The 19,916-nt window shown below is 46.3% G+C and carries 16 protein-coding genes; 9 read left to right on the plus strand and 7 right to left on the minus strand.

Annotated elements, in window-relative coordinates:
- Positions 1-127 precede the first annotated feature (127 nt).
- Together ICN10_RS09040 and ICN10_RS09045 are read right to left on the minus strand one after the other, a co-directional pair.
- The gene (locus ICN10_RS09040) at positions 128-1,360 is read right to left on the minus strand and encodes an MFS transporter (RefSeq protein WP_216214761.1); all 1,233 of its coding nucleotides are present in this window, start codon (positions 1,358-1,360) and stop codon (positions 128-130) included.
- A 5-nt stretch (positions 1,361-1,365) separates the two neighbouring features.
- A complete protein-coding gene (locus ICN10_RS09045) occupies positions 1,366-2,586 on the minus strand; it encodes a CaiB/BaiF CoA-transferase family protein (protein WP_216214763.1) in 1,221 nt (406 codons plus the stop codon).
- 79 nt (positions 2,587-2,665) lie between these two features.
- Here ICN10_RS09045 and ICN10_RS09050 point away from each other — a divergent pair, with 79 nt between their 5' ends.
- Together ICN10_RS09050 and parC are read left to right on the plus strand one after the other, a co-directional pair.
- A complete protein-coding gene (locus tag ICN10_RS09050) occupies positions 2,666-4,654 on the plus strand; it encodes a DNA topoisomerase IV subunit B (protein WP_216214765.1) in 1,989 nt (662 codons plus the stop codon).
- 71 nt (positions 4,655-4,725) lie between these two features.
- Positions 4,726-7,101 (plus strand): DNA topoisomerase IV subunit A, encoded by a 2,376-nt coding sequence (gene parC, locus ICN10_RS09055; RefSeq protein WP_216861143.1) that lies wholly within the window; start codon positions 4,726-4,728, stop codon positions 7,099-7,101.
- A 9-nt stretch (positions 7,102-7,110) separates the two neighbouring features.
- Here parC and ICN10_RS09060 read toward each other — a convergent pair whose 3' ends face one another.
- Positions 7,111-8,070, minus strand: a complete 960-nt coding sequence (locus ICN10_RS09060; protein WP_216214766.1) for an XdhC family protein — start codon at positions 8,068-8,070, stop codon at positions 7,111-7,113.
- Positions 8,071-8,123: 53 nt separating this feature from the next.
- Between ICN10_RS09060 and ICN10_RS09065 the strand changes: the two genes are divergently transcribed.
- Entirely contained in the window at positions 8,124-8,783 is a 660-nt protein-coding gene (locus tag ICN10_RS09065; protein WP_216214768.1) for an NTP transferase domain-containing protein, read from the plus strand.
- Positions 8,784-8,788: 5 nt separating this feature from the next.
- Here the strand turns inward: ICN10_RS09065 and ICN10_RS09070 are convergent, their stop codons facing one another.
- The 3 genes from ICN10_RS09070 to ICN10_RS09080 are packed head-to-tail and all read right to left on the minus strand — an operon-like array spanning position 8,789 to position 11,376.
- A complete protein-coding gene (locus ICN10_RS09070; protein ID WP_216214771.1) occupies positions 8,789-9,247 on the minus strand; it encodes a RidA family protein in 459 nt (152 codons plus the stop codon).
- A 56-nt stretch (positions 9,248-9,303) separates the two neighbouring features.
- Complete coding sequence (locus tag ICN10_RS09075) at positions 9,304-10,479, minus strand: VWA domain-containing protein (protein ID WP_216214772.1); 1,176 nt, start codon at positions 10,477-10,479, stop codon at positions 9,304-9,306.
- A gap of 27 nt (positions 10,480-10,506) precedes the next feature.
- Positions 10,507-11,376, minus strand: a complete 870-nt coding sequence (locus tag ICN10_RS09080; RefSeq protein WP_216214774.1) for a MoxR family ATPase — start codon at positions 11,374-11,376, stop codon at positions 10,507-10,509.
- 163 nt (positions 11,377-11,539) lie between these two features.
- On the opposite strand from ICN10_RS09080, the gene ICN10_RS09085 reads away from it, so the two are divergent.
- A complete protein-coding gene (locus ICN10_RS09085) occupies positions 11,540-11,905 on the plus strand; it encodes a cytochrome c (RefSeq protein ID WP_255536843.1) in 366 nt (121 codons plus the stop codon).
- Positions 11,906-11,936: 31 nt separating this feature from the next.
- Complete coding sequence (locus ICN10_RS09090; protein WP_216214776.1) at positions 11,937-12,290, plus strand: cytochrome c; 354 nt, start codon at positions 11,937-11,939, stop codon at positions 12,288-12,290.
- Positions 12,291-12,367: 77 nt separating this feature from the next.
- Here the strand turns inward: ICN10_RS09090 and ICN10_RS09095 are convergent, their stop codons facing one another.
- A complete protein-coding gene (locus ICN10_RS09095) occupies positions 12,368-13,006 on the minus strand; it encodes a GntR family transcriptional regulator (RefSeq protein ID WP_216214778.1) in 639 nt (212 codons plus the stop codon).
- Positions 13,007-13,100: 94 nt separating this feature from the next.
- Here ICN10_RS09095 and scpA point away from each other — a divergent pair, with 94 nt between their 5' ends.
- The 4 genes from scpA to accC are packed head-to-tail and all read left to right on the plus strand — an operon-like array spanning position 13,101 to position 19,910.
- Positions 13,101-15,275 (plus strand): methylmalonyl-CoA mutase, encoded by a 2,175-nt coding sequence (scpA, locus tag ICN10_RS09100; protein ID WP_216214780.1) that lies wholly within the window; start codon positions 13,101-13,103, stop codon positions 15,273-15,275.
- 14 nt (positions 15,276-15,289) lie between these two features.
- Positions 15,290-16,315: a methylmalonyl Co-A mutase-associated GTPase MeaB gene (meaB, locus tag ICN10_RS09105; protein WP_216214782.1), complete on the plus strand. Its 1,026-nt coding sequence runs from the start codon at positions 15,290-15,292 to the stop codon at positions 16,313-16,315.
- Between the two features lie 10 nt (positions 16,316-16,325).
- Positions 16,326-17,858, plus strand: coding sequence for an acyl-CoA carboxylase subunit beta (locus tag ICN10_RS09110; RefSeq protein ID WP_216215296.1), 1,533 nt, complete (start codon positions 16,326-16,328; stop codon positions 17,856-17,858).
- Positions 17,859-17,873: 15 nt separating this feature from the next.
- On the plus strand, positions 17,874-19,910 hold the full coding sequence (gene accC / locus ICN10_RS09115; protein WP_255536844.1) for an acetyl-CoA carboxylase biotin carboxylase subunit: 2,037 nt from the start codon (positions 17,874-17,876) through the stop codon (positions 19,908-19,910).
- The last annotated feature ends 6 nt before the right edge of the window (positions 19,911-19,916 follow it).

Here is a 19,916-nt window from a genome sequence, read left to right on the forward strand (position 1 = left end):
ACACAGGGCCCATACTTGATTGGTAACAGCCACCATCATATCTGGTGCAAAGTACATTGAAAAAACAAATAACAATACAAACAAAACAAGCCCATAGGAAATGAATTTCCAAACGGCAGGTTTTTTCTTAAGCATTAGCAACTCGTTCAACAGCGCGTTCTTTTACAGGAAGGTTCACTAGGAACGCAAAGACACCTAATCCAATGGCGATTTCCCAAACGATTAAATACGAACCTGTTTGGTCGAATAAATAGCCGCCAAGGAATGCGCCGCAGAAACTGCCTAGTTGATGTGAGAAAAATACTAACCCAGATAACATTGTTAAATACTTAACACCAAATATTTGCGCGACGATACCGTTGGTAAGAGGAATCGTCGATAGCCATAAGAAGCCCATGATTGCAGAAAAGATATAAGTGCTCATTGGTGTTGGTGGCAACAATAAGAAAGCAGTAATGGCAATTGAGCGACCTATGTAAATGGCGGATAGTAAATAGCGTTTCGGAAAGCGTTGAGCCAGGATCCCTGAGCTATAGGTGCCAAAAATATTGAAAAGACCAATGAGGGCTAGAGCGGTAGTGGCAACTACTGGAGCGCCAACGGCTGGATAGTTCGCAGAAACGTCTTTAAGGTAGGGCGCTAAGTGCACGGCAATAAAAACCACCTGAAAGCCACAAACAAAGTAGCCTAAAGTCAGGTAACGAAAGCTAGGGTTGCTAACTGCTTCTTTTAAAGCCTGTTTGATCGTTTGATCGCCCAAAGCATGCGAGTGACTGAAGTTTTTCTCACGCAACATAAAAGCAGTTGGGATCATTAAGCTGGCCATTAGCGCCAACATGAGAAGCGCATCTTGGGTTCCAAATGCACTGAGTAATCCTTGCTCGGCTGGAATCATCAGGAACTGGCCAAATGAACCTGCTGCTGCAGTAATGCCCATTGCCCAAACCCGTTTCTCGGCGGGTACGTTGCGACCTAAAATGCCGTACACCACGCTATAGGTTGTTGCGGTTTGTGCCAAGCCAATTAATAAACCACCAGCTAAGGTGAAGTTCATGACATCGCTTGATACTGCCATGCCCGCTAAACCTAGTGCATACAGAATGCCACCGGCAACCATGATTTTGAATGCACCGTACCGATCGGCTAAAGCGCCAGTAATAGGTTGCACTGCACCCCAGATCAGGTTTTGTAGCGCAATTGTTAAAGCAAAGGTTTCACGCCCCCAGCCATTGGCTGAGGTAATTGGTAAATTAAATAAGCCAAAGCCATGACGAATACCCATAGACAGGGTGACCATCAGTCCACCATAAATGAGGACTTCCTTCATCGAGAGCCCAGCGTTGCTGATTGGCTTGGTCATGGGATTTAGATAATGCCTTTGCTGCGCAACACTTCAATAGTCTTATCGTCTAGCTTAAGACGCTCATGCAAGATTTCGTTTGTATGTTGACCCAAGGTTGGTGGCGCCATGCGGACTTCAGTAGGTGTCTTTGATAAGCGCATTGGACTGGCTACTAATTTCATGGTGCCGACAGTGGGGTGTGGGGCTTCAATCTGTACGCCACGATGAATCACTTGCTCATTTTCAAAAACTTCTTTGAAGTTGTTGATGGGGCCGCAGGGAACATTGGCTTTTTCTAATAGTGCAATCCATTCGCCCTTAGTTTTTTTACGCGTCATTTGCTCCAAGAGCGGAATGAGTTGCTTGCGATGTTCTACGCGTAGGGGGTTTGACACATAAAGCGGGTTATCCGCTAAATGCGCTTCACCGCCTGCCGTCACAAAATGCCTAAATTGACCATCATTGCCTGCGGCAACAATCATCCAGCCATCAGATGTGGGGAAGGTTTGATAGGGAACAATGATTGGGGAAGCGTTACCCCAGCGTTTAGGTACTTCACCCGAGGTTAGATAGGCGCTGGATACATTCGCCATTACGGCTATTTGCGTATCAAGCAGTGACATATCGATATATTGACCTTCGCCGGTATGGTCACGATGAACGATGGCTGCGAGGATTGCCGTGCTGGCGTACATGCCTGTGAAGATATCGGCGATAGCAACACCGGACTTTTGTGGGCTAGCCCCCTCAAAGTCATGGGCCTCACCTGTCACACTCATGAAGCCACCCATACCCTGAATGATGAAGTCGTATCCAGGACGGTGAGCATAGGGCCCAGTTTGGCCAAAGCCAGTGATAGAGCAATAGACTAGGTCAGGCTTCACCTTTTTGAGGCTTTCATAATCAAGCCCGTATTTGGCGAGGTCTCCAACTTTGTAGTTCTCAATTACTACGTCCGATTCAGCGGTTAGCTGACGGATGAGTTCTTGGCCCTCAGGTTTAGCAATATCAACGGTAATGGAGCGTTTATTACGGTTTATGCAAATAAAATAGGCAGATTCTTCCGTTTCCTTGCCATTGGCGTCTTTGGCAAACGGAGGGCCCCAATGACGGGTATCGTCTCCAACCCCAGGCCTTTCGACTTTAATGACATCCGCACCCAAATCTGCGAGATTCTGAGCGCACCAAGGACCAGCCAAGACTCGGCTAAGGTCTAAAACGCGAATATGACTTAAGGCTCCCATCCCCCAATTTTGGCATGGATGACGGGGTAATACCTGAAAAATTCGGTCTGGATCTCAGACATGACTACAATTTGCGCGCATGGCTACCCGTAAAACTTCCGAATACAGCGAATCGTCGATTCAGGTCCTAAAAGGACTAGAACCAGTCCGTCAGCGGCCTGGAATGTACACCCGCACAGACAATCCACTCCACATCATTCAAGAGGTGCTTGATAACGCTTCTGATGAGGCTTTAGGAGGGTTTGGTAAGCAAATCATCGTCACCATGCATACCGACGGTAGTGTGAGCGTAGAAGATGATGGCCGTGGCATTCCAGTGGGAATGCATCCAACGGAGAAGTTACCCGTAGTAGAAATCGTGTTTACCCAGTTACATGCTGGTGGTAAGTTTGAAAAAGGCACTGGTGGGGCTTACGCATTCTCAGGCGGTTTACATGGTGTTGGTGTTTCGGTAACTAATGCCTTATCCAAAAGATTAGAAGTGACTGTTTGGCGTGATGGCCAAAAGTCAACATTGACCTTTGCTGACGGCAAGGTCATTGAAAAACTCAAATCAAGCCCATCTTCAAAAGAAGATAAGTCACACGGTACTCGCGTACGCGCTTGGCCTGATGGTAAGTACTTTGATAGTTCGGCTATTCCGATGCCTGAGCTCATCCGCTTGCTGCGCTCCAAAGCAGTCTTATTGCCAGGCGTGAAGGTCACACTGATTCAAGAAAAAACCGGCGATACCCAGACTTGGCAATATGCACAGGGCTTACGCGGCTATTTAAATGAGGCCATTGCACAAGCTGGCCATGGCGCAGAAGTTATTCCGCCATTCGAGGGCGAGCAATATGCAACAGGTACGGGTGATGATGATTCCTTTGCAGAAGGTGAGGGCGCAGCTTGGGTAGTTTGCTGGACTGAAGATGGTGCACCAGTGCGCGAGAGTTATGTGAACTTGATTCCAACTCCTGCAGGCGGTACACATGAGAGCGGTTTGCGTGAAGGCTTATTTAATGCCGTTAAAGGCTTTATTGAAATGCACGCATTGCAGCCTAAGGGCGTGAAGCTCATGCCTGAAGACGTATTTGCTCGCGCATCCTTTATTTTGTCTGCCAAAGTATTGGATCCGCAATTTCAAGGTCAGATTAAAGAGCGTCTTAATTCACGTGATGCGGTGCGCTTAGTTTCTGGTTATGTGAAATCCGCTCTTGAGCTCTGGTTAAACCAGCACGTTGACTACGGTCGTAAGTTAGCTGATTTAGTTATTAAGCAAGCCCAGGCCAGAACCCGCGCAGGACAAAAAGTTGAGAAGAAAAAATCTTCTGGCGTTGCTGTTCTGCCCGGTAAGCTTACCGATTGCGAGAGCCAAGATATTGGCATGAACGAAATCTTCCTGGTGGAGGGTGACTCTGCCGGCGGTTCCGCCAAAATGGGCCGCAATAAGGAATATCAAGCCATTCTGCCATTACGCGGTAAGGTATTAAATACCTGGGAAGCAGAGCGCGACCGCTTATTTGCAAACAATGAGGTGCACGATATTGCTGTAGCGATTGGCGTTGACCCCCATGGTGCGAATGACAATCCAGACTTATCTAATCTGCGTTACGGCAAGGTTTGCATCCTCTCTGATGCGGACGTCGATGGCGCGCATATTCAAGTGTTGTTATTAACCTTGTTCTACAAGCATTTCCCTAAATTGATTGAATTGGGCCATGTGCATATTTCTAGACCACCACTATTTAGAGTGGATGCTCCAGCACGCGGCAAAAAGCCTGCCCAAAAAATCTACGCATTAGATGCTAATGAGTTGCAAGCGATTGAAGATAAGCTGCGCAAGGATGGCGTTAAAGAAACTGCATGGCAGATTTCTCGCTTTAAAGGCTTGGGTGAGATGAGCGCAGAGCAGCTTTGGGATACAACTCTGAATCCGGATACTCGCCGTTTACTACCTGTAACACTAGGTACTTGGACCGAAGACGAAACATTTAAAACAATGGATATGCTGATGGGTAAATCAGAGTCTGGCGCGCGTCGCGATTGGCTTGAAGAGCGCGGCAATGAAGTGGAGGCGGATATCTAATGACAACTAAAAAGACTCCTGGAAAAAATAATCCAGCTGATCAGGCGGATTTATTCTCCAACCCGATTGAGATGGATATCGTTGAAGTTGATGAGGCTGCAGCAGTGGCAGCATCTTCTGGTGGTGGTTCAGGCAATCATGATCCGAAAACCATTGACCTAAATGAAGATGGCAAAGACAGCTTAACTTTAGCGGTCTACGCAGAGCGTGCCTATTTAGATTACGCCATTAGCGTTGTTAAAGGTCGCGCGCTTCCAGATGTATCAGACGGACAGAAGCCTGTACAGCGCCGAATCCTATTCTCGATGAGTGAAATGGGCTTGCGCGCTGATGCGAAGCCGGTAAAGAGTGCTCGTGTCGTTGGTGATGTGTTGGGTAAATTCCATCCTCACGGTGATCAGTCTGCTTACGATGCATTGGTTCGTTTGGCACAAAGCTTCTCATTGCGTTATCCATTAATTGATGGACAAGGTAACTTCGGTTCCCGCGATGGTGATGGCGCGGCAGCGATGCGTTACACCGAGGCACGTCTAACTAAGATTGCTAGTCTGCTGTTAAGTGAGATTGATGAAGGTACGGTTGATTTCGCACCAAACTACGATGGTTCATTCCAAGAGCCGAAGTTGTTGCCAGCACGCTTGCCGTTTGTATTGCTCAACGGTGCTTCGGGTATTGCGGTTGGTATGGCTACCGAGATTCCATCGCATAACTTGCGTGAAGTGGCTTCCGCAGCAGTTGCTTTGATGAAGTCTCCAAAGATGACTACTTCAGAGTTGTTGGAGATCATGCCCGGTCCTGACTATCCGGGTGGTGGCCAAATCATTTCCTCTGCTGCAGAAATTGCCCAGATTTATGAGGCAGGGCGCGGCAGTATTAAGGTGCGCGCACGTTGGTCAGTTGAAGAGTTGGCTCGTGGCCAGTGGCAGATTGTTGTAAATGAGTTGCCGCCAGCCACTTCCTCTCAGCGAGTATTGCAAGAGATTGAAGAGATCACGAATCCAAAGGTAAAGGTTGGTAAAAAGACCTTAACTCCTGAGCAGAATAACCTCAAATCAACCATTCTGAATGTGCTCGATGGCGTTCGTGATGAATCCAGCAAGGATGCTGCAGTTCGCTTGGTGTTTGAGCCTAAGAGCAAGAATATCGACGTCAATGAGTTTGTAAACCTATTACTTGCTCACACCTCATTAGAGTCCAATGCGCCAATGAACTTGGTGATGATTGGCAATGATGGTCGTCCGCGTCAAAAGGGCTTAAAAGAAATCATCTCTGAGTGGATTGCTTTCAGGGTTGCCACAGTTACCCGTAGAACTCAGCACCGCTTAGGCAAAGTCAAAGACCGCATGCATATTTTGGAAGGGCGTTTAATCGTTCTTCTCAATATTGATAAGGTTATCAAAATCATTCGCAATAGCGATGAGCCCAAAGCGGATTTGATTAAAGAATTTAAGTTATCGGACCGCCAGGCTGAAGATATTCTGGATATACGTTTGCGTCAGCTGGCTCGCTTGGAAGGCATCAAGATCGAGCAAGAACTTAAAGAACTCAAAGCGGAGCGCGATGATCTAGAGGGCTTATTGCAAAGCGATACCGTCTTGCGTAAACGCATCATCAAAGAAATCGAATCCGATATGAAGGATTTTGGCGATGATCGTCGCACTTTAATTCAGGAAGATAAGCGTGCTGTTGCTGAGACTAAAGTGATTGATGAGCCTGTAACGGTGATTGTTTCCCAAAAAGGCTGGGTACGAGTTCGTCAAGGTCATGAGCATGATGCAACGCAATTTAGCTTTAAGGCAGGCGATGCTTTATATGCCACCTTCGAAGTGAGAACGGTAGACGTTATTCAAGGCTTTGGCAGTGATGGTCGTGTCTATACCGTTCCTGTTAGCGAATTGCCTGGTGCCCGCGGTGATGGTTCACCATTAACCAGTTTTGTTAATTTGGCCGCCGGGTCACAGATGGTTGCCTACTATTCTGGTCAACCTGACGATCTGGTATTGCTATCTACTAAAGCGGGCTTTGGATTCTTGGCTAATGTATCGGATATGAGTACGCGTAATAAGGCGGGTAAATCATTCTTAAGTATGGATGCCAAGGTACCGGGTGATGCACCTTTAGGTGCGGCAAAAGTCAAAGTCGGCATGAAACAAGTTGCCTGCTTGTCTGAGGCTTCCAAGTTATTGGTCTTCCCTCTAGATGAACTCAAGCGCTTGCCAACTGGCGGCAAAGGCGTGATCTTGATGGGCTTGGACGATAAGGAGCACCTGGCTTCAGCAATTGCTGTAGGTCCTGATGGAGCGACTTACTCAGGCGCAGGACGTGCTGGCAAGCCAACCGAACTCAGTTTGGATGCAAAAACCTTGAAGTCGTTTGCGGGTAACCGTGCACGCAAAGGTCACTTTGTAGAACCGCGCTTAAAAGACGGCAAGCTCACAGCGAACTAAGTTCGGCGTTTAGACTTTCTTCGGAACGCTAATGCCGTATTTGACGGCGATCACTTCTGCCAGGATCGAGATTGCGATCTCTGGTGGGGTGAGAGCCCCAATATAAAGCCCTACAGGGCCATGTAGTTTTTCTACTTGCTCTTGGCTTACATCGAATTCCAATAAACGCTCTTTGCGTTTTTGAGTGTTCTTACGACTGCCTAGTGCGCCTACATAAAAAGCTGGTGACTTGAGAGCCTCCATCAAAGCCATGTCATCCAATTTAGGATCATGTGTAAGGGCAACAACTGCAGTGTGAGAATCGACACCAATTTCCAGCAACACATCGTCTGGCATGCCCTTAGAAAATGTAATGTCCGTGCGATTGAGGCCTTCGGCATATTCTTCGCGAGGATCGATCACGATGACTTCAAAGTCAGAAGCTAAAGCAAAATCAGCGGTGTATAGGGAGAGTTGGCCAGCACCAATGATCACCATGCGCCAACGCGGTCCGTAAGTCGTTTGCATTTCTTGTTCAGTACAAACAAATTCATCACTACGATCACCCAAGGCGAGCGTCGATTTTCCAGTGCTTAAACTTACTGAGCGGCGAGTAATTTGATGCGAAGAAATATTCTCAAGTAGCTTTTCTAAAACAGCTAGCTCTGGTTTTGGCTCCACCAATAAACGCAGGGTGCCTCCACATGGCAATCCAAAGCGTGCAGCCTCTTGTTGGGTTACGCCATAAACCACCATTTCAGGGGTATTGCGCGTCAAAATTTCAGTTTGAACACGACGAATCAGATCGTCTTCCACGCAACCACCTGAAACTGAGCCGGCTACCTGACCATCAGCACGTATTGCTAGCCAAGAGCCGACCGGACGTGGAGCGGAGCCCCAGGTTTGAACCACGGTTGCAATCGCCACAGATTGGCCAGATTGGATCCATTCCACGGCAGATTTAAGAACGCTGAGGTCGGTACTGTTCATGCCATTTCTTCTTTTGATAATGCTTTGATGAATAACTAATTATTATCACTCTAATGACTATTTCTGGTGAATCCTTCAAAAACCCAAAATTACGCCTTGCCGTACTTTTATTGGCAGCGGGCGAGGGAAGTCGTTTGGGAGGAATACCCAAGGCATTGCTGAAGAAAGAGGGTAATACCTTATTAAGACGTTTTCTGCGCTCAATAGAATGCTTAAATCCCGTGGAAACTTTAGTGATTACGGGTTTTTATGCAGATGCAATTGAAACGGAAATCCATTCAATAAAGCAAAAGACTGGTAACTCGATTTCTATCATTAAAAACCCAAATCCAGAGTTGGGCCAATCATCTTCAGTTCGTCTAGGTTTAGAGTCGCTCAAATCTGACTATGACGTTTTGTTGGTTGCTTTATGCGATCAGCCTAATATTGGCGTCTCGGAGATTGAAGCTCTGTTAGAGCAATTCAATCAAGCGGGATTCAGTCGGGAAATCGTCTTGCCAATGGTGAACGGAAGCCGTGGTAACCCAGTATTATTTTCGAAAAAGGTGATTGAAGAAATTCTGGCGACACCCAGGATGGTCTGCAGACCCTTTATGGATCAGCATCCAGAGCTAGTGAAAGTATTTGAGACGAATAATCAGGCTTATTTATTGGATGTCGACACCCAGTCCGACATCCAAAAACTAGGGCTTGATCCTATTAAATTAATGTAATTGAATTAAATCTCAGCGATCAATTCAATTTCAACGCAAGCACCCAGCGGAATTTGCGCAACACCAAATGCGCTACGAGCATGTTTGCCAGCATCACCAAAAACTTCAAAAAGTAATTCCGAACAGCCATTAACAACTAGGTGCTGCTCCGTATAAGTGTCGGTAGAGTTCACCAAACCCATTACCTTAACAATGCGTTTTACTTTATCCAAAGAGCCTAAGTGATTCTGCAAGGTGGAGATCAGATCGATTGCAATAGAGCGTGCTGCCGCTTTGCCAGTATCGGTATCCATGTCTTTACCAAGCTTTCCTACCCAAGGTTTGCCATCGTGTTTAGCAATATGACCGGAGAGAAAAACAGTATTACCGGTAGTGGCTGCCATGACATAGGCCGCAGCAGGAGGTCCTGGTGGTGGCAAATCAATTCCAAGGGTTTTGAGGCGATCGCTAATGTTTGTAGTCATGATGAATAGGATTAATTTAAAAAAAAGAAATAAGTTCAAAAGGGAATATCAGAATCTTACTTGGAAAGTTGACGCATGGCACTCTCAAGGCCATTTAAGGTCACTGGATACATGCGATCTTTCATGAAGTTTTGCATGATGTCAATTGACTGACGATATTGCCAAATAGATTCAGGTTCTGGATTGAGCCAAGCAAAATGCGGGAAGTGGTCAATTAAACGATTGATCCAAACAGCGCCAGCTTCCTTATTGTTGTATTCAACTGAACCATTCGGACTCAAAATCTCATAAGGAGACATCGTTGCATCACCAACGAATATCAGCTTGTAGTCTGGGCCATATTTATTGATGATGTCTTGGGTTGGCGTTGCTTGGTCGCGTCTGCGACGATTACTTTGCCAAAGGTTTTCATAAACACAGTTATGAAAATAGTAGTGCTCAAGATGTTTAAATTCTGCTTTAGCAGCAGAGAACAATTCAGCAATCCGCTGAATATGATCATCCATTGAGCCACCAACATCCATGAGTAGCAGCACTTTGACCTGATTGTGGCGCTCAGGGCGCATTTTGATATCGAGCATTCCTGCATTGGCTGCAGTTGAGTGAATCGTTTTATCGAGATCGAGCTCTAGAGTTGATCCTTCTCTGGCAAATCGACGCAAACGACGCAAAGCAACCTTAATGTTGCGAGTGCCCAAAGCTAAATCACTGTCATAGTCTTTAAACTCTCGCGCTTCCCAAACCTTGATCGCGGTTCTATTGCCGGCGCTCTCACCGCCAATGCGAATGCCTTCAGGATGGTAGCCGCTATGACCAAACGGGGAGGATCCGCCAGCGCCAATCCATTTATTTCCGCCACCATGCCACTCTTTTTGTTCTTTTAGAAGCTCCTCAAGACGCTTTTTCAGTGCATCAGGGCCACCTAATTTTTTGAGTGCTGCTTTTTCTTCTTCAGTCAGTACGCGCTGAAGCTTTTTCTCTAGCCAGTCCAAAGGAATGTCTGGGGAGAGTGCAATGATTTGTTCAATGCCGTTGAAGTAGCTGCCAAAGACTTGATCAAAACGATCAAAGTGTTGTTCGTCTTTAACCAGGGTCATGCGAGCTAGCTGATAAAACTCATCAATCGAAGGATTGATAACGCCGGATTTCAAAGCCTCTAGGAGAGTTAAAAACTCTCGCACTGAAACGGGCACTTTAGCCTCTTTCAGGTTAAGGAAGAATTGAATCAGCATAAATACAGGGCGTTATTGGTCAATACATTAACGATGATTGCGATTCATCATGACCAAGCGCTCAAACAAGTGGATATCTTGTTCGTTCTTGAGTAAGGCACCATGCAATGGAGGCACAACAATTTTTTCATCGTGGCTATACAAAGCCTCTGGCGGAATATCTTCAGCCAATAGCAGCTTGAGCCAATCAATCAATTCAGAGGTAGAGGGCTTTTTCTTTAACCCTGGTAATGAGCGTATTTGATAAAAGGCCTTGAGGGCTGCATCCAAGAGATCTTGTTTGATATTCGGGTGGTGAACATCCACGATGCTTTGCATGGTCGCCGCATCGGGAAAGGTAATGTAATGAAAAAAGCAGCGGCGCAAGAATGCATCGGGAAGCTCTTTCTCATTATTGGAGGTGATTATGACTAACGGGCGATGTTTGGCCTTAATGAGTTCGCGAGTTTCATAAACATAAAATTCCATGCGATCAATTTCGCGCAGTAAGTCATTTGGAAACTCAATATCCGCTTTATCGATTTCATCAATGAGCAATACCGTAGGTTCATCTGCCTCAAAAGCTTGCCAAAGTACGCCCTTAACAATGTAGTTGCGAATGTCTTTTACCTTCTCATCACCCAACTGCGAATCGCGCAAGCGGCTAACAGCATCGTATTCATATAAGCCCTGTTGGGCCTTGGTGGTCGATTTAATATGCCACTGCAAAAGGGGCATATTGAGTGCGGCGGCAACTTCTTCGGCCAACATCGTTTTGCCAGTGCCTGGCTCGCCTTTAATCAAAAGAGGGCGTTGCAATGCGATTGCCGCATTTACGGCTAATTTGAGATCTTCGGTGGCAACATAGCTTTGGCTGCCTGAGAAGCGGTTTTGAGTAGAGGGGTTGGATTTGCTCATATGCTGACCTAATTGGTGCTGGGTTAAGCGTTCCAGTATAGGTAAATGAGCCAAATTTTTCAGTATTTCTACTGATTTTGGCCTCCCAGAATGGCGGGAAGGGCGTCTGTCCGCTATACTCTTCCCAAATTGATCTAAATCAAACTCATTAATAATGATTTCTATGAAAAAACTCTCCATTCTTCCTCAATTGGCCGTAACCGCAGCTTTGGTTTTTGCTGGCTCTGTTGCTCAGGCTGATGAAGTTAAAGGTAATGCTGCAGCAGGTAACGGCAAGGTTTGGCTTTGTATTGGTTGCCATTCAATTCCTGACTATCGCGCAGACTACCCATTGGTATACAAGGTGCCTATGATTGGCGGGCAAAATGCCGCTTACATCGCTAGCGCACTAGCTGCTTACAAAAAAGGCGAAAGAAAGCATCCAACAATGCGTTCTATTGCTGCAAGCTTGTCTGACCAAGACATGGCTGATATCGGTGAATACTATGCTGCGCAAACTGCCAGCTCACCTAACAACCCATTGAAGTGATTCATTAATAAAGATACATAGAGATACTTTTATGAAATTCGCCCTAATTACTGCAGTTTTGCTATCCAGCATTGGTTTGGTAAACGTAGCAAACGCTGCCAATAAAGAAAAAGGTCAGGCTTTGGTTGAGAAGGCTAATTGCGCTTCTTGTCATGGTGCTGGTTTGAATGCTCCAATCCTGCCTGCTTATCCAAAATTAGCTGGCCAGTATGCTGATTACCTTTACTACGCCTTAAAGGCTTACAAGGTAGGCAATAGCAATGCTCAGTTTGGTCGCAACAATGCGGTAATGGGCTCACAAGTTCAAAACTTTAGCGATGCTGACTTGCAAGATATGGCTGCTTACATTTCTTCTTTACCTGGTAACTTCGTAGTTAAAAAGTAAACCCTAGTAAGTAAGGCTTCATACCAAATAGGCTTAGATTAACCATCTAAGCCTTTGTTTTATATGCTTTATAAAGTTTAACGTAGCGCTTCAAGCCCTCTCTCTAGATGTTTTCGCATGGCTAGCTCAGCAGCATGCTCATCCCGTTTCAATATGGCTCTGAGGATCTCTCGATGCTCTACCAATGAGTTTTGCAATCTGCCGGTACTAGTCAGAGAGTCTCTGCGGTGAAGTTTTAGCACTTTGCGTAGATCCGCGATAACACCATTCATCCATCTATTTCCAGCAATTTCTTGTATTAATTCATGAAATTTGCCATTTACCTCAAAGAATTGCTCAATATCTCGATCGGCAGCCGCTTTTTCAAGTCGGTGGTGCAGGTGATCCAAGAGGTTTAATTCGGCTTCAGTTGCCTTTGTAGCCGTTTCTTTGGCTGCTTGACCCTCCAGAAGGGAGAGAATCGTAAAAATCTGCTCTAAGTCTTTGCGGATAACCTCGGTAACGTAGGCTCCCCGGCGCATTTTGATCGTAACCAGACCTTCAGACGCAAGAACCTTGATCGCTTCACGCATTGGAGTGCGGCTTATTCCAAACTGATCAGCCAAAGATTGCTCATCCAGCCAGCTTCCAGGGGCTAGCTGCTTGCTAAAGATTTGCTCCCGAAGCCTATCGGCAACGTCTTCATATAGCGGTCTATTATTCAGTTTTGTATTCATAATTATGAATACATTATGTAGACAATTCTAAAATTGTCAAGCAAAATGTAAGGACATTTCGATGCAATGCAACAAAAATTAACCGGGAGTTTTTGTGAGTTCTAAAGAAAACAATTCATGGCCATCTTTTCCAGATACCAACCTGGATGCTTGGAAAAAGTCTGCTCAGAAATCAGCGCCTAATGGTGATGTGGATTCCTTGGGTTGGAAAACACCAGATGGAATTCACCTAAAAGCTCTATACACATCATCGGATATTGAGGGTCTCAATTACACCGATACATTGCCAGGTTTTGAGCCATTCGTGCGTGGACCACAAGCGACGATGTATTCAGTTCGTCCATGGACCATCCGTCAATATGCTGGCTTTTCAACTGCTGAAGAATCTAATGCTTTCTATCGCAAAGCATTAGATGCTGGTGGTCAAGGTGTATCTGTTGCGTTTGACTTAGCAACGCATCGTGGTTACGACTCAGATCATCCGCGTGTTACTGGTGACGTTGGTAAGGCCGGCGTTGCGATTGATTCTGTAGAAGATATGAAGATCTTGTTTGATGGTATTCCATTAGACAAAGTGTCTGTTTCGATGACGATGAACGGCGCTGTATTGCCTGTGTTGGCTGGCTACATCGTTGCTGGTGAAGAGCAAGGCGTTAAGCAAGAGCAATTATCAGGAACTATTCAGAACGATATTCTGAAAGAGTTCATGGTGCGTAATACCTATATTTATCCACCTGAGCCATCAATGCGCATCATCGGCGACATTATTGAGTACACCGCTAAGCATATGCCTAAGTTCAACTCGATTTCGATTTCGGGTTATCACATGCAAGAGGCAGGCGCCAATCAGGTGTTGGAGTTGGCTTTCACATTGGCTGACGGTAAAGAGTATGTAAAGACAGCGCTAGCTAAAGGATTGGATGTGGACGGCTTTGCCGGACGCCTTTCATTCTTCTTTGCTATTGGCATGAACTTCTACTTAGAAGTTGCCAAGTTGCGCGCTGCACGCTTGCTGTGGTGGCGGATTATGAAATCCTTCGAGCCAAAGAATCCAAAGTCTTTGATGCTCCGTACGCATTGCCAAACTTCTGGCTGGTCTCTAACTGAACAAGATCCATACAACAACGTTGTGAGAACTACAGTTGAGGCGATGGCTGCCGTATTTGGCGGCACACAGTCATTGCATACCAACTCATTGGATGAAGCGATTGCACTTCCTTCTGAGTTCTCCAGCCGTATTGCCCGTAATACACAATTGATCCTGCAAGAAGAAACCCATATTCCGAGCGTGATCGATCCATGGGCAGGTTCTTACATGATGGAAAACCTCACTCAAGAGATGGCTGATAAAGCCTGGGAAATCATTCAAGAAGTAGAAGCCATGGGCGGCATGACCAAGGCAGTTGAAAGTGGTTGGGCTAAGCTAAAAATTGAAGCAGCTGCCGCTGAAAAACAAGCCAAGATTGATTCTGGCTCTGATGTGATTGTTGGTGTTAATAAATACAAGCTTGGCAAAGAAGATCTTGTTGATGTATTGATGATCGACAACGATAAAGTTCGCGAAGGTCAGGTAGCTCGTCTTAAAGATATCAAAGCAAAACGTGATTCTCAAAAAGTACAGGCTGCATTAGAGGCTTTAACAAAGGCTGCAGAAGATAACTCAGGTAATCTCTTGGAGCTTGCAGTAAACGCGATTCGTTTGCGTGCAACTGTTGGTGAAGTTTCTGATGCGTTAGAGAAGGTTTACGGGCGCCATCGCGCCGATACTCAAAAGGTGACCGGTGTGTATGCAGCCGCTTATGACTCAGCTGAAGGCTGGGCAAAACTCCAAACTGAAATTGCCGATTTTGCAAAAGACTTTGGTCGTCGTCCTCGTGTGATGATCGCCAAGCTAGGTCAAGATGGCCATGACCGCGGCGCTAAAGTCGTTGCCACTGCCTATGCTGACTTAGGATTTGACGTAGATATCGGGCCTTTATTCCAAACGCCTGAAGAATGTGCTCGCCAAGCGATTGAGAATGACGTACATGCCTTAGGAGTTTCTACTTTGGCAGCTGGTCATAAGACATTAGTTCCAGCCATCATTGCTGAATTGAAAAAACAAGGCTCAGACGACATCATTGTGTTCGTTGGCGGCGTGATTCCAAGACAAGACTACGAATTCCTCTATGAGGCTGGCGTAAAAGGAATCTACGGACCAGGTACACCTATTCCGGCATCGGCCAAGGATGTGCTTGAGCAAATTCGTAAGTCTGTTAAACCCGCTTAATACGGATCATAGGCATGCTCGAAGCTGCTGATCAGGCTCTGGTGAATGATCTCACTGGTGCGCCATCGCTTAAACAGCGCCGCGCACTGGCGAAGATCATTACTTTGCTTGAGTCAACGCGCCTAGATCACCGTCACCGCGCTGATGACGTACTCAATTCTTTGTTGTCTAAAACAGGCCAATCATTCCGCCTCGGCATCTCAGGTGTACCAGGTGTTGGTAAGTCGACCTTAATTGAATCCTTGGGTTTATACCTGATTGAAAAAGGTCACCGAATAGCTGTTTTGGCGATCGATCCTTCTTCAAGTATTTCTGGTGGTTCGATTTTGGGCGATAAGACGCGTATGGAGCGATTATCCGTTCTAGAGAATGCCTTTATTCGCCCAAGTCCATCCTCTTGTACTTTGGGTGGTGTAGCCGAGAAGACTCGTGAAGCCATGTTGGTTGCTGAAGCCGCAGGTTTTGACGTCATCATTGTTGAGACAGTTGGCGTAGGGCAGAGTGAAATCGCGGTTGCTGGCATGACCGATATGTTCTTGTTGTTGCAATTACCGAATGCAGGCGATGATCTTCAGGCAATTAAAAAAGGCGTGATGGAAATCGCCGATCTGATTGTGATTAATAAGGTGGATATTGATCCCGATGCTGCAATGCGAGCTCAACTATTTATCACGAGTTCATTGCGCCTGTTGGGATTCCAGGGTAATCCTGACCACGCATCACACGATAAAGAGTTTTGGCATCCGCAAGTGATGACCTTGAGCGCCCTCGAGGGCAAAGGCGTGCCAGAGCTTTGGGACAAAGTTTCCCATTTTGAAAAACTGCAAAAGGCGAACGGTAAATTTGAATCTCGTCGCAAGCAACAAGCAGGTGCATGGATGTGGGATCGCATCGATGCTGGACTTAAAAACGCATTTCGTAGCAATGAAGCAGTGCAAAAACTTCTACCAAGTTTGGTTGCACAAGTAAATCAAGGAACTATGGCAGCTTCTGTAGCGGCAAGACGGCTACTGGAGTCCATGGGGCATGAATTTTTCTAAGGAGCAGGAAATGAAGGAAATCATTCAACAACTGGAAGCCAAGCGTGAGCTTGCCCGATTGGGTGGCGGGCAAAAGCGTATTCAGGCTCAACATGCAAAAGGCAAGTTAACTGCGCGTGAGCGTATTGAACTCTTGCTAGATGCTGGGACATTCGAAGAGTGGGATATGTTTGTTGAGCACCGTTGCCATGACTTTGGCATGGGTGATCAAACCGTTCCTGGCGATGGTGTTGTGACCGGTTATGGAATGATTAATGGTCGTTTGGTATTTGTGTTCTCACAAGACTTCACCGTGCTTGGCGGCTCCTTGTCTGAAGCTCATGCTGAAAAAATCTGCAAGATCATGGATCAAGCCCTTAAAGTCGGAGCGCCTGTTATTGGTTTGAATGACTCTGGTGGTGCACGTATTCAAGAGGGTGTTGCATCTCTTGGCGGCTATGCTGAAATTTTCCAGCGCAACGTTACTGCGTCTGGTGTGATTCCACAGATTTCTCTGATCATGGGCCCGTCAGCTGGTGGCGCGGTTTACTCTCCAGCCTTGACCGACTTCATTTTCATGGTCAAAGATAGCTCATACATGTTCGTGACTGGTCCTGAAGTGGTTAAGACCGTTACTCATGAAGACGTCACTGCCGAAGAATTGGGTGGCGCTGTAACTCACTCAACAGTTTCAGGCGTATGCGACCTAGCATTTGACAACGATGTCGATGCAATCATGATGTTGCGTCGCTTCTTTAACTACTTGCCGCTCTCTAACCGTGAGAAGCCGCCTTTGATTAAGGGTGCTAATCGCACCGAAGAGCCAGATTTCTCCCTGGATACATTAGTTCCATCGAATCCAAATCAACCGTACGACATGAAAGAGTTGATTGAGAAGATCGTTGATGATGGCGAGTTCTTTGAATTACAGCCTGACTACGCAAAAAATATTGTGATTGGTTTTGCCCGCATTGAAGGGCGCTCAATTGGTATTGTTGCCAATCAGCCTTTGGTATTGGCTGGCTGTTTAGACATCAAGGCCTCTATTAAGGCAGCGCGTTTTGTGCGCTTCTGTGATGCCTTCAATATTCCAGTAGTTACTTTGGTTGACGTTCCAGGCTTTATGCCAGGAACCGCCCAAGAATACGGCGGCATCATTAAGCATGGCGCCAAATTGCTCTATGCGTATGCAGATTGCACGGTACCTAAAGTAACCTTAATTACACGTAAGGCCTACGGTGGTGCTTATGACGTGATGGCTTCTAAGCATTTACGTGGTGACGTGAACTTCGCTTGGCCTTCAGCTGAGATCGCTGTGATGGGTCCTAAAGGCGCTGTTGAGATTATTTTCCGTGAAGAGAAGTCCGATCCAGAAAAAATTACAGCTCGTGAAGCCGAGTACAAAGCTAAGTTTGCCAACCCATTTGTGGCTGGACGTCGTGGTTATATTGATGACGTCATCCTTCCACATGAAACCCGCAAACGTATTGCTCGTTCATTAGCAATGCTTAAAGATAAAGACTTAAAGAATCCTGCGCGTAAACACGGCAATATTCCTCTGTAAAGGCGCTGACAAATTATGACTACGAAAATGTTTAAGAAAATTTTGATTGCTAACCGCGGTGAGATTGCTTGCCGTGTAATGGCCACTGCCAAAAAGATGGGCATTAAGACCGTTGCTGTTTATTCTGAAGCGGATAAAGAGGCGCGTCACGTGCAGTTGGCCGATGAGGCTGTATGTATTGGGCCAGCACCTTCACGTGAATCCTATTTAGTGATGGACCGCATTATTCAGGCCTGCAAAGATACTGGCGCTGAAGCGGTACATCCTGGCTATGGTTTCTTGTCTGAAAACGAGCAGTTTGCTAAGCGTTGTGAAGAAGAGGGCATTGTGTTTATCGGCCCTAAATATCAATCTATCGCCGCAATGGGTGACAAGATCGCTTCTAAGAAGCTCGCTCTAGAGGCGAAGGTCAATACCATTCCTGGTTACAACGAAGCGATTGATACTACTGAAGAGGCTGTGAAGATCGCCCAAGGTATCGGGTATCCGGTCATGATTAAAGCGTCCGCAGGTGGTGGTGGTAAAGGTCTGCGCGTTGCTTTTAATGACAAAGAAGCTGCCGAAGGTTTCGCTGCCTGTAAAACAGAGGCGATGAATAGCTTTGGTGATGACCGTATCTTCATTGAGAAGTTTGTTGAAGGCCCACGCCATATTGAGATTCAGGTTTTGGGTGACTCTCATGGCAATGTGGTTTACCTCAATGAGCGTGATTGCTCAATCCAACGTCGTCATCAAAAGGTAATCGAAGAGGCGCCATCACCTTTCATCGACCCAGCTACTCGTAAAGCGATGGGTGAGCAAGCGGTTGCATTAGCTAAAGCCGTTAATTACCAATCTGCAGGTACTGTGGAGTTCGTGGTCGGTAAGGACAAGTCTTTCTACTTCCTTGAAATGAATACCCGCTTGCAAGTTGAGCATCCAGTTACTGAAAGCATTACTGGCCTGGATTTAGTTGAGCAAATGATTCGTGTTGCTGCTGGCGAGAAGCTTGCCTTTAAACAAGAAGACGTGAAGCTGGATGGTTGGTCGATGGAGTGCCGTATTAACGCCGATGACCCATTCCGTAACTTCCTGCCTTCAACAGGCCGCCTCGTTAAATACCGTCCACCAGAGTCAGTGAATGGTGTCCGTGTAGATACTGGCGTGTATGAGGGTGGTGAGATTCCGATGTACTACGACTCCATGATCGCTAAGTTAATCGTTCATGGCAAGGATCGTACAGAGGCAATTGAAAAAATGCGTGCAGCACTGAATGATTTCGTTATTCGCGGAATTCATTCAAATATTCCTTTTCAGGCTGCATTGCTGCAGCATCCACGCTTTGTAAATGGTGACTTCACAACCGGCTTTATTGCAGAAGAGTATCCAGAAGGCTTTAAGAAGGATTCAGTGCAGCCAGCAGATCCTAAGCGCTTAGCCGCATTGGCTGCATTTATGCGCTATCGCTATCTTCAGCATATTCAAATGATCGATGGTCAGTTGGCTGGCCACGAAATGATCATTGGTAAGAAGTTTGTTGTTGTTACTGGTAAAAAATCGGGCTCCATGAATGACCCGTATGAGGTACCTATTCGCGTAGAGCTCAAGGATGGCGTTTATTCCGTCTACATCGAAGATGCTGATGGTGTAAGTCGTTATGACATCGTGAGTGACTGGCGTCCAGGCCAAATTTGCCTGCACGCTACCATTAACGGCACTCACAAGATCACTGCGCAAGTAGAACGTCGTGGTGTGCGATATGTGCTGATTCTTGATGGTGTTCATTACGAGTGTATGGTGCTGAGCCCATTAGGTGCAGAGCTCCAGCGTCGCATGCCGGTCAAGTTACCACCAGATACATCCAAGTTGGTGATGTCTCCAATGCCAGGCCTATTAACAAAGATTGCCGTTAAGGTCGGTGAGGCAGTTACTGCTGGACAGAAATTGGCCTCCATTGAAGCGATGAAAATGGAAAACACACTATCGGCTGTTCAAGATGGTGTGGTTGCCGAAATTTGCGCTAAAGAGGGTGATAGCTTAGCGGTTGATCAGTTGATCATTCGCTTCGAATAAAAAGGT

Source organism: Polynucleobacter sp. 86C-FISCH, assembly GCF_018882415.1.
Lineage (GTDB): Bacteria > Pseudomonadota > Gammaproteobacteria > Burkholderiales > Burkholderiaceae > Polynucleobacter.

Excerpts from the sequence above, each read along its gene's own strand:
- ICN10_RS09040 (WP_216214761.1), bottom strand. The coding sequence starts at position 1,360 with ATGACCAAGCCAATCAGCAACGCTGGGCTCTCGATGAAGGAAGTCCTC.
- ICN10_RS09045 (WP_216214763.1), bottom strand. The coding sequence starts at position 2,586 with ATGGGAGCCTTAAGTCATATTCGCGTTTTAGACCTTAGCCGAGTCTTG.
- ICN10_RS09050 (WP_216214765.1), top strand. The coding sequence starts at position 2,666 with ATGGCTACCCGTAAAACTTCCGAATACAGCGAATCGTCGATTCAGGTC.
- parC (WP_216861143.1), top strand. The coding sequence starts at position 4,726 with ATGGATATCGTTGAAGTTGATGAGGCTGCAGCAGTGGCAGCATCTTCT.
- ICN10_RS09060 (WP_216214766.1), bottom strand. The coding sequence starts at position 8,070 with ATGAACAGTACCGACCTCAGCGTTCTTAAATCTGCCGTGGAATGGATC.
- ICN10_RS09065 (WP_216214768.1), top strand. The coding sequence starts at position 8,124 with ATGACTATTTCTGGTGAATCCTTCAAAAACCCAAAATTACGCCTTGCC.
- ICN10_RS09070 (WP_216214771.1), bottom strand. The coding sequence starts at position 9,247 with ATGACTACAAACATTAGCGATCGCCTCAAAACCCTTGGAATTGATTTG.
- ICN10_RS09075 (WP_216214772.1), bottom strand. The coding sequence starts at position 10,479 with ATGCTGATTCAATTCTTCCTTAACCTGAAAGAGGCTAAAGTGCCCGTT.
- ICN10_RS09080 (WP_216214774.1), bottom strand. The coding sequence starts at position 11,376 with ATGAGCAAATCCAACCCCTCTACTCAAAACCGCTTCTCAGGCAGCCAA.
- ICN10_RS09085 (WP_255536843.1), top strand. The coding sequence starts at position 11,540 with ATGAAAAAACTCTCCATTCTTCCTCAATTGGCCGTAACCGCAGCTTTG.
- ICN10_RS09090 (WP_216214776.1), top strand. The coding sequence starts at position 11,937 with ATGAAATTCGCCCTAATTACTGCAGTTTTGCTATCCAGCATTGGTTTG.
- ICN10_RS09095 (WP_216214778.1), bottom strand. The coding sequence starts at position 13,006 with ATGAATACAAAACTGAATAATAGACCGCTATATGAAGACGTTGCCGAT.
- meaB (WP_216214782.1), top strand. The coding sequence starts at position 15,290 with ATGCTCGAAGCTGCTGATCAGGCTCTGGTGAATGATCTCACTGGTGCG.
- ICN10_RS09110 (WP_216215296.1), top strand. The coding sequence starts at position 16,326 with ATGAAGGAAATCATTCAACAACTGGAAGCCAAGCGTGAGCTTGCCCGA.
- accC (WP_255536844.1), top strand. The coding sequence starts at position 17,874 with ATGACTACGAAAATGTTTAAGAAAATTTTGATTGCTAACCGCGGTGAG.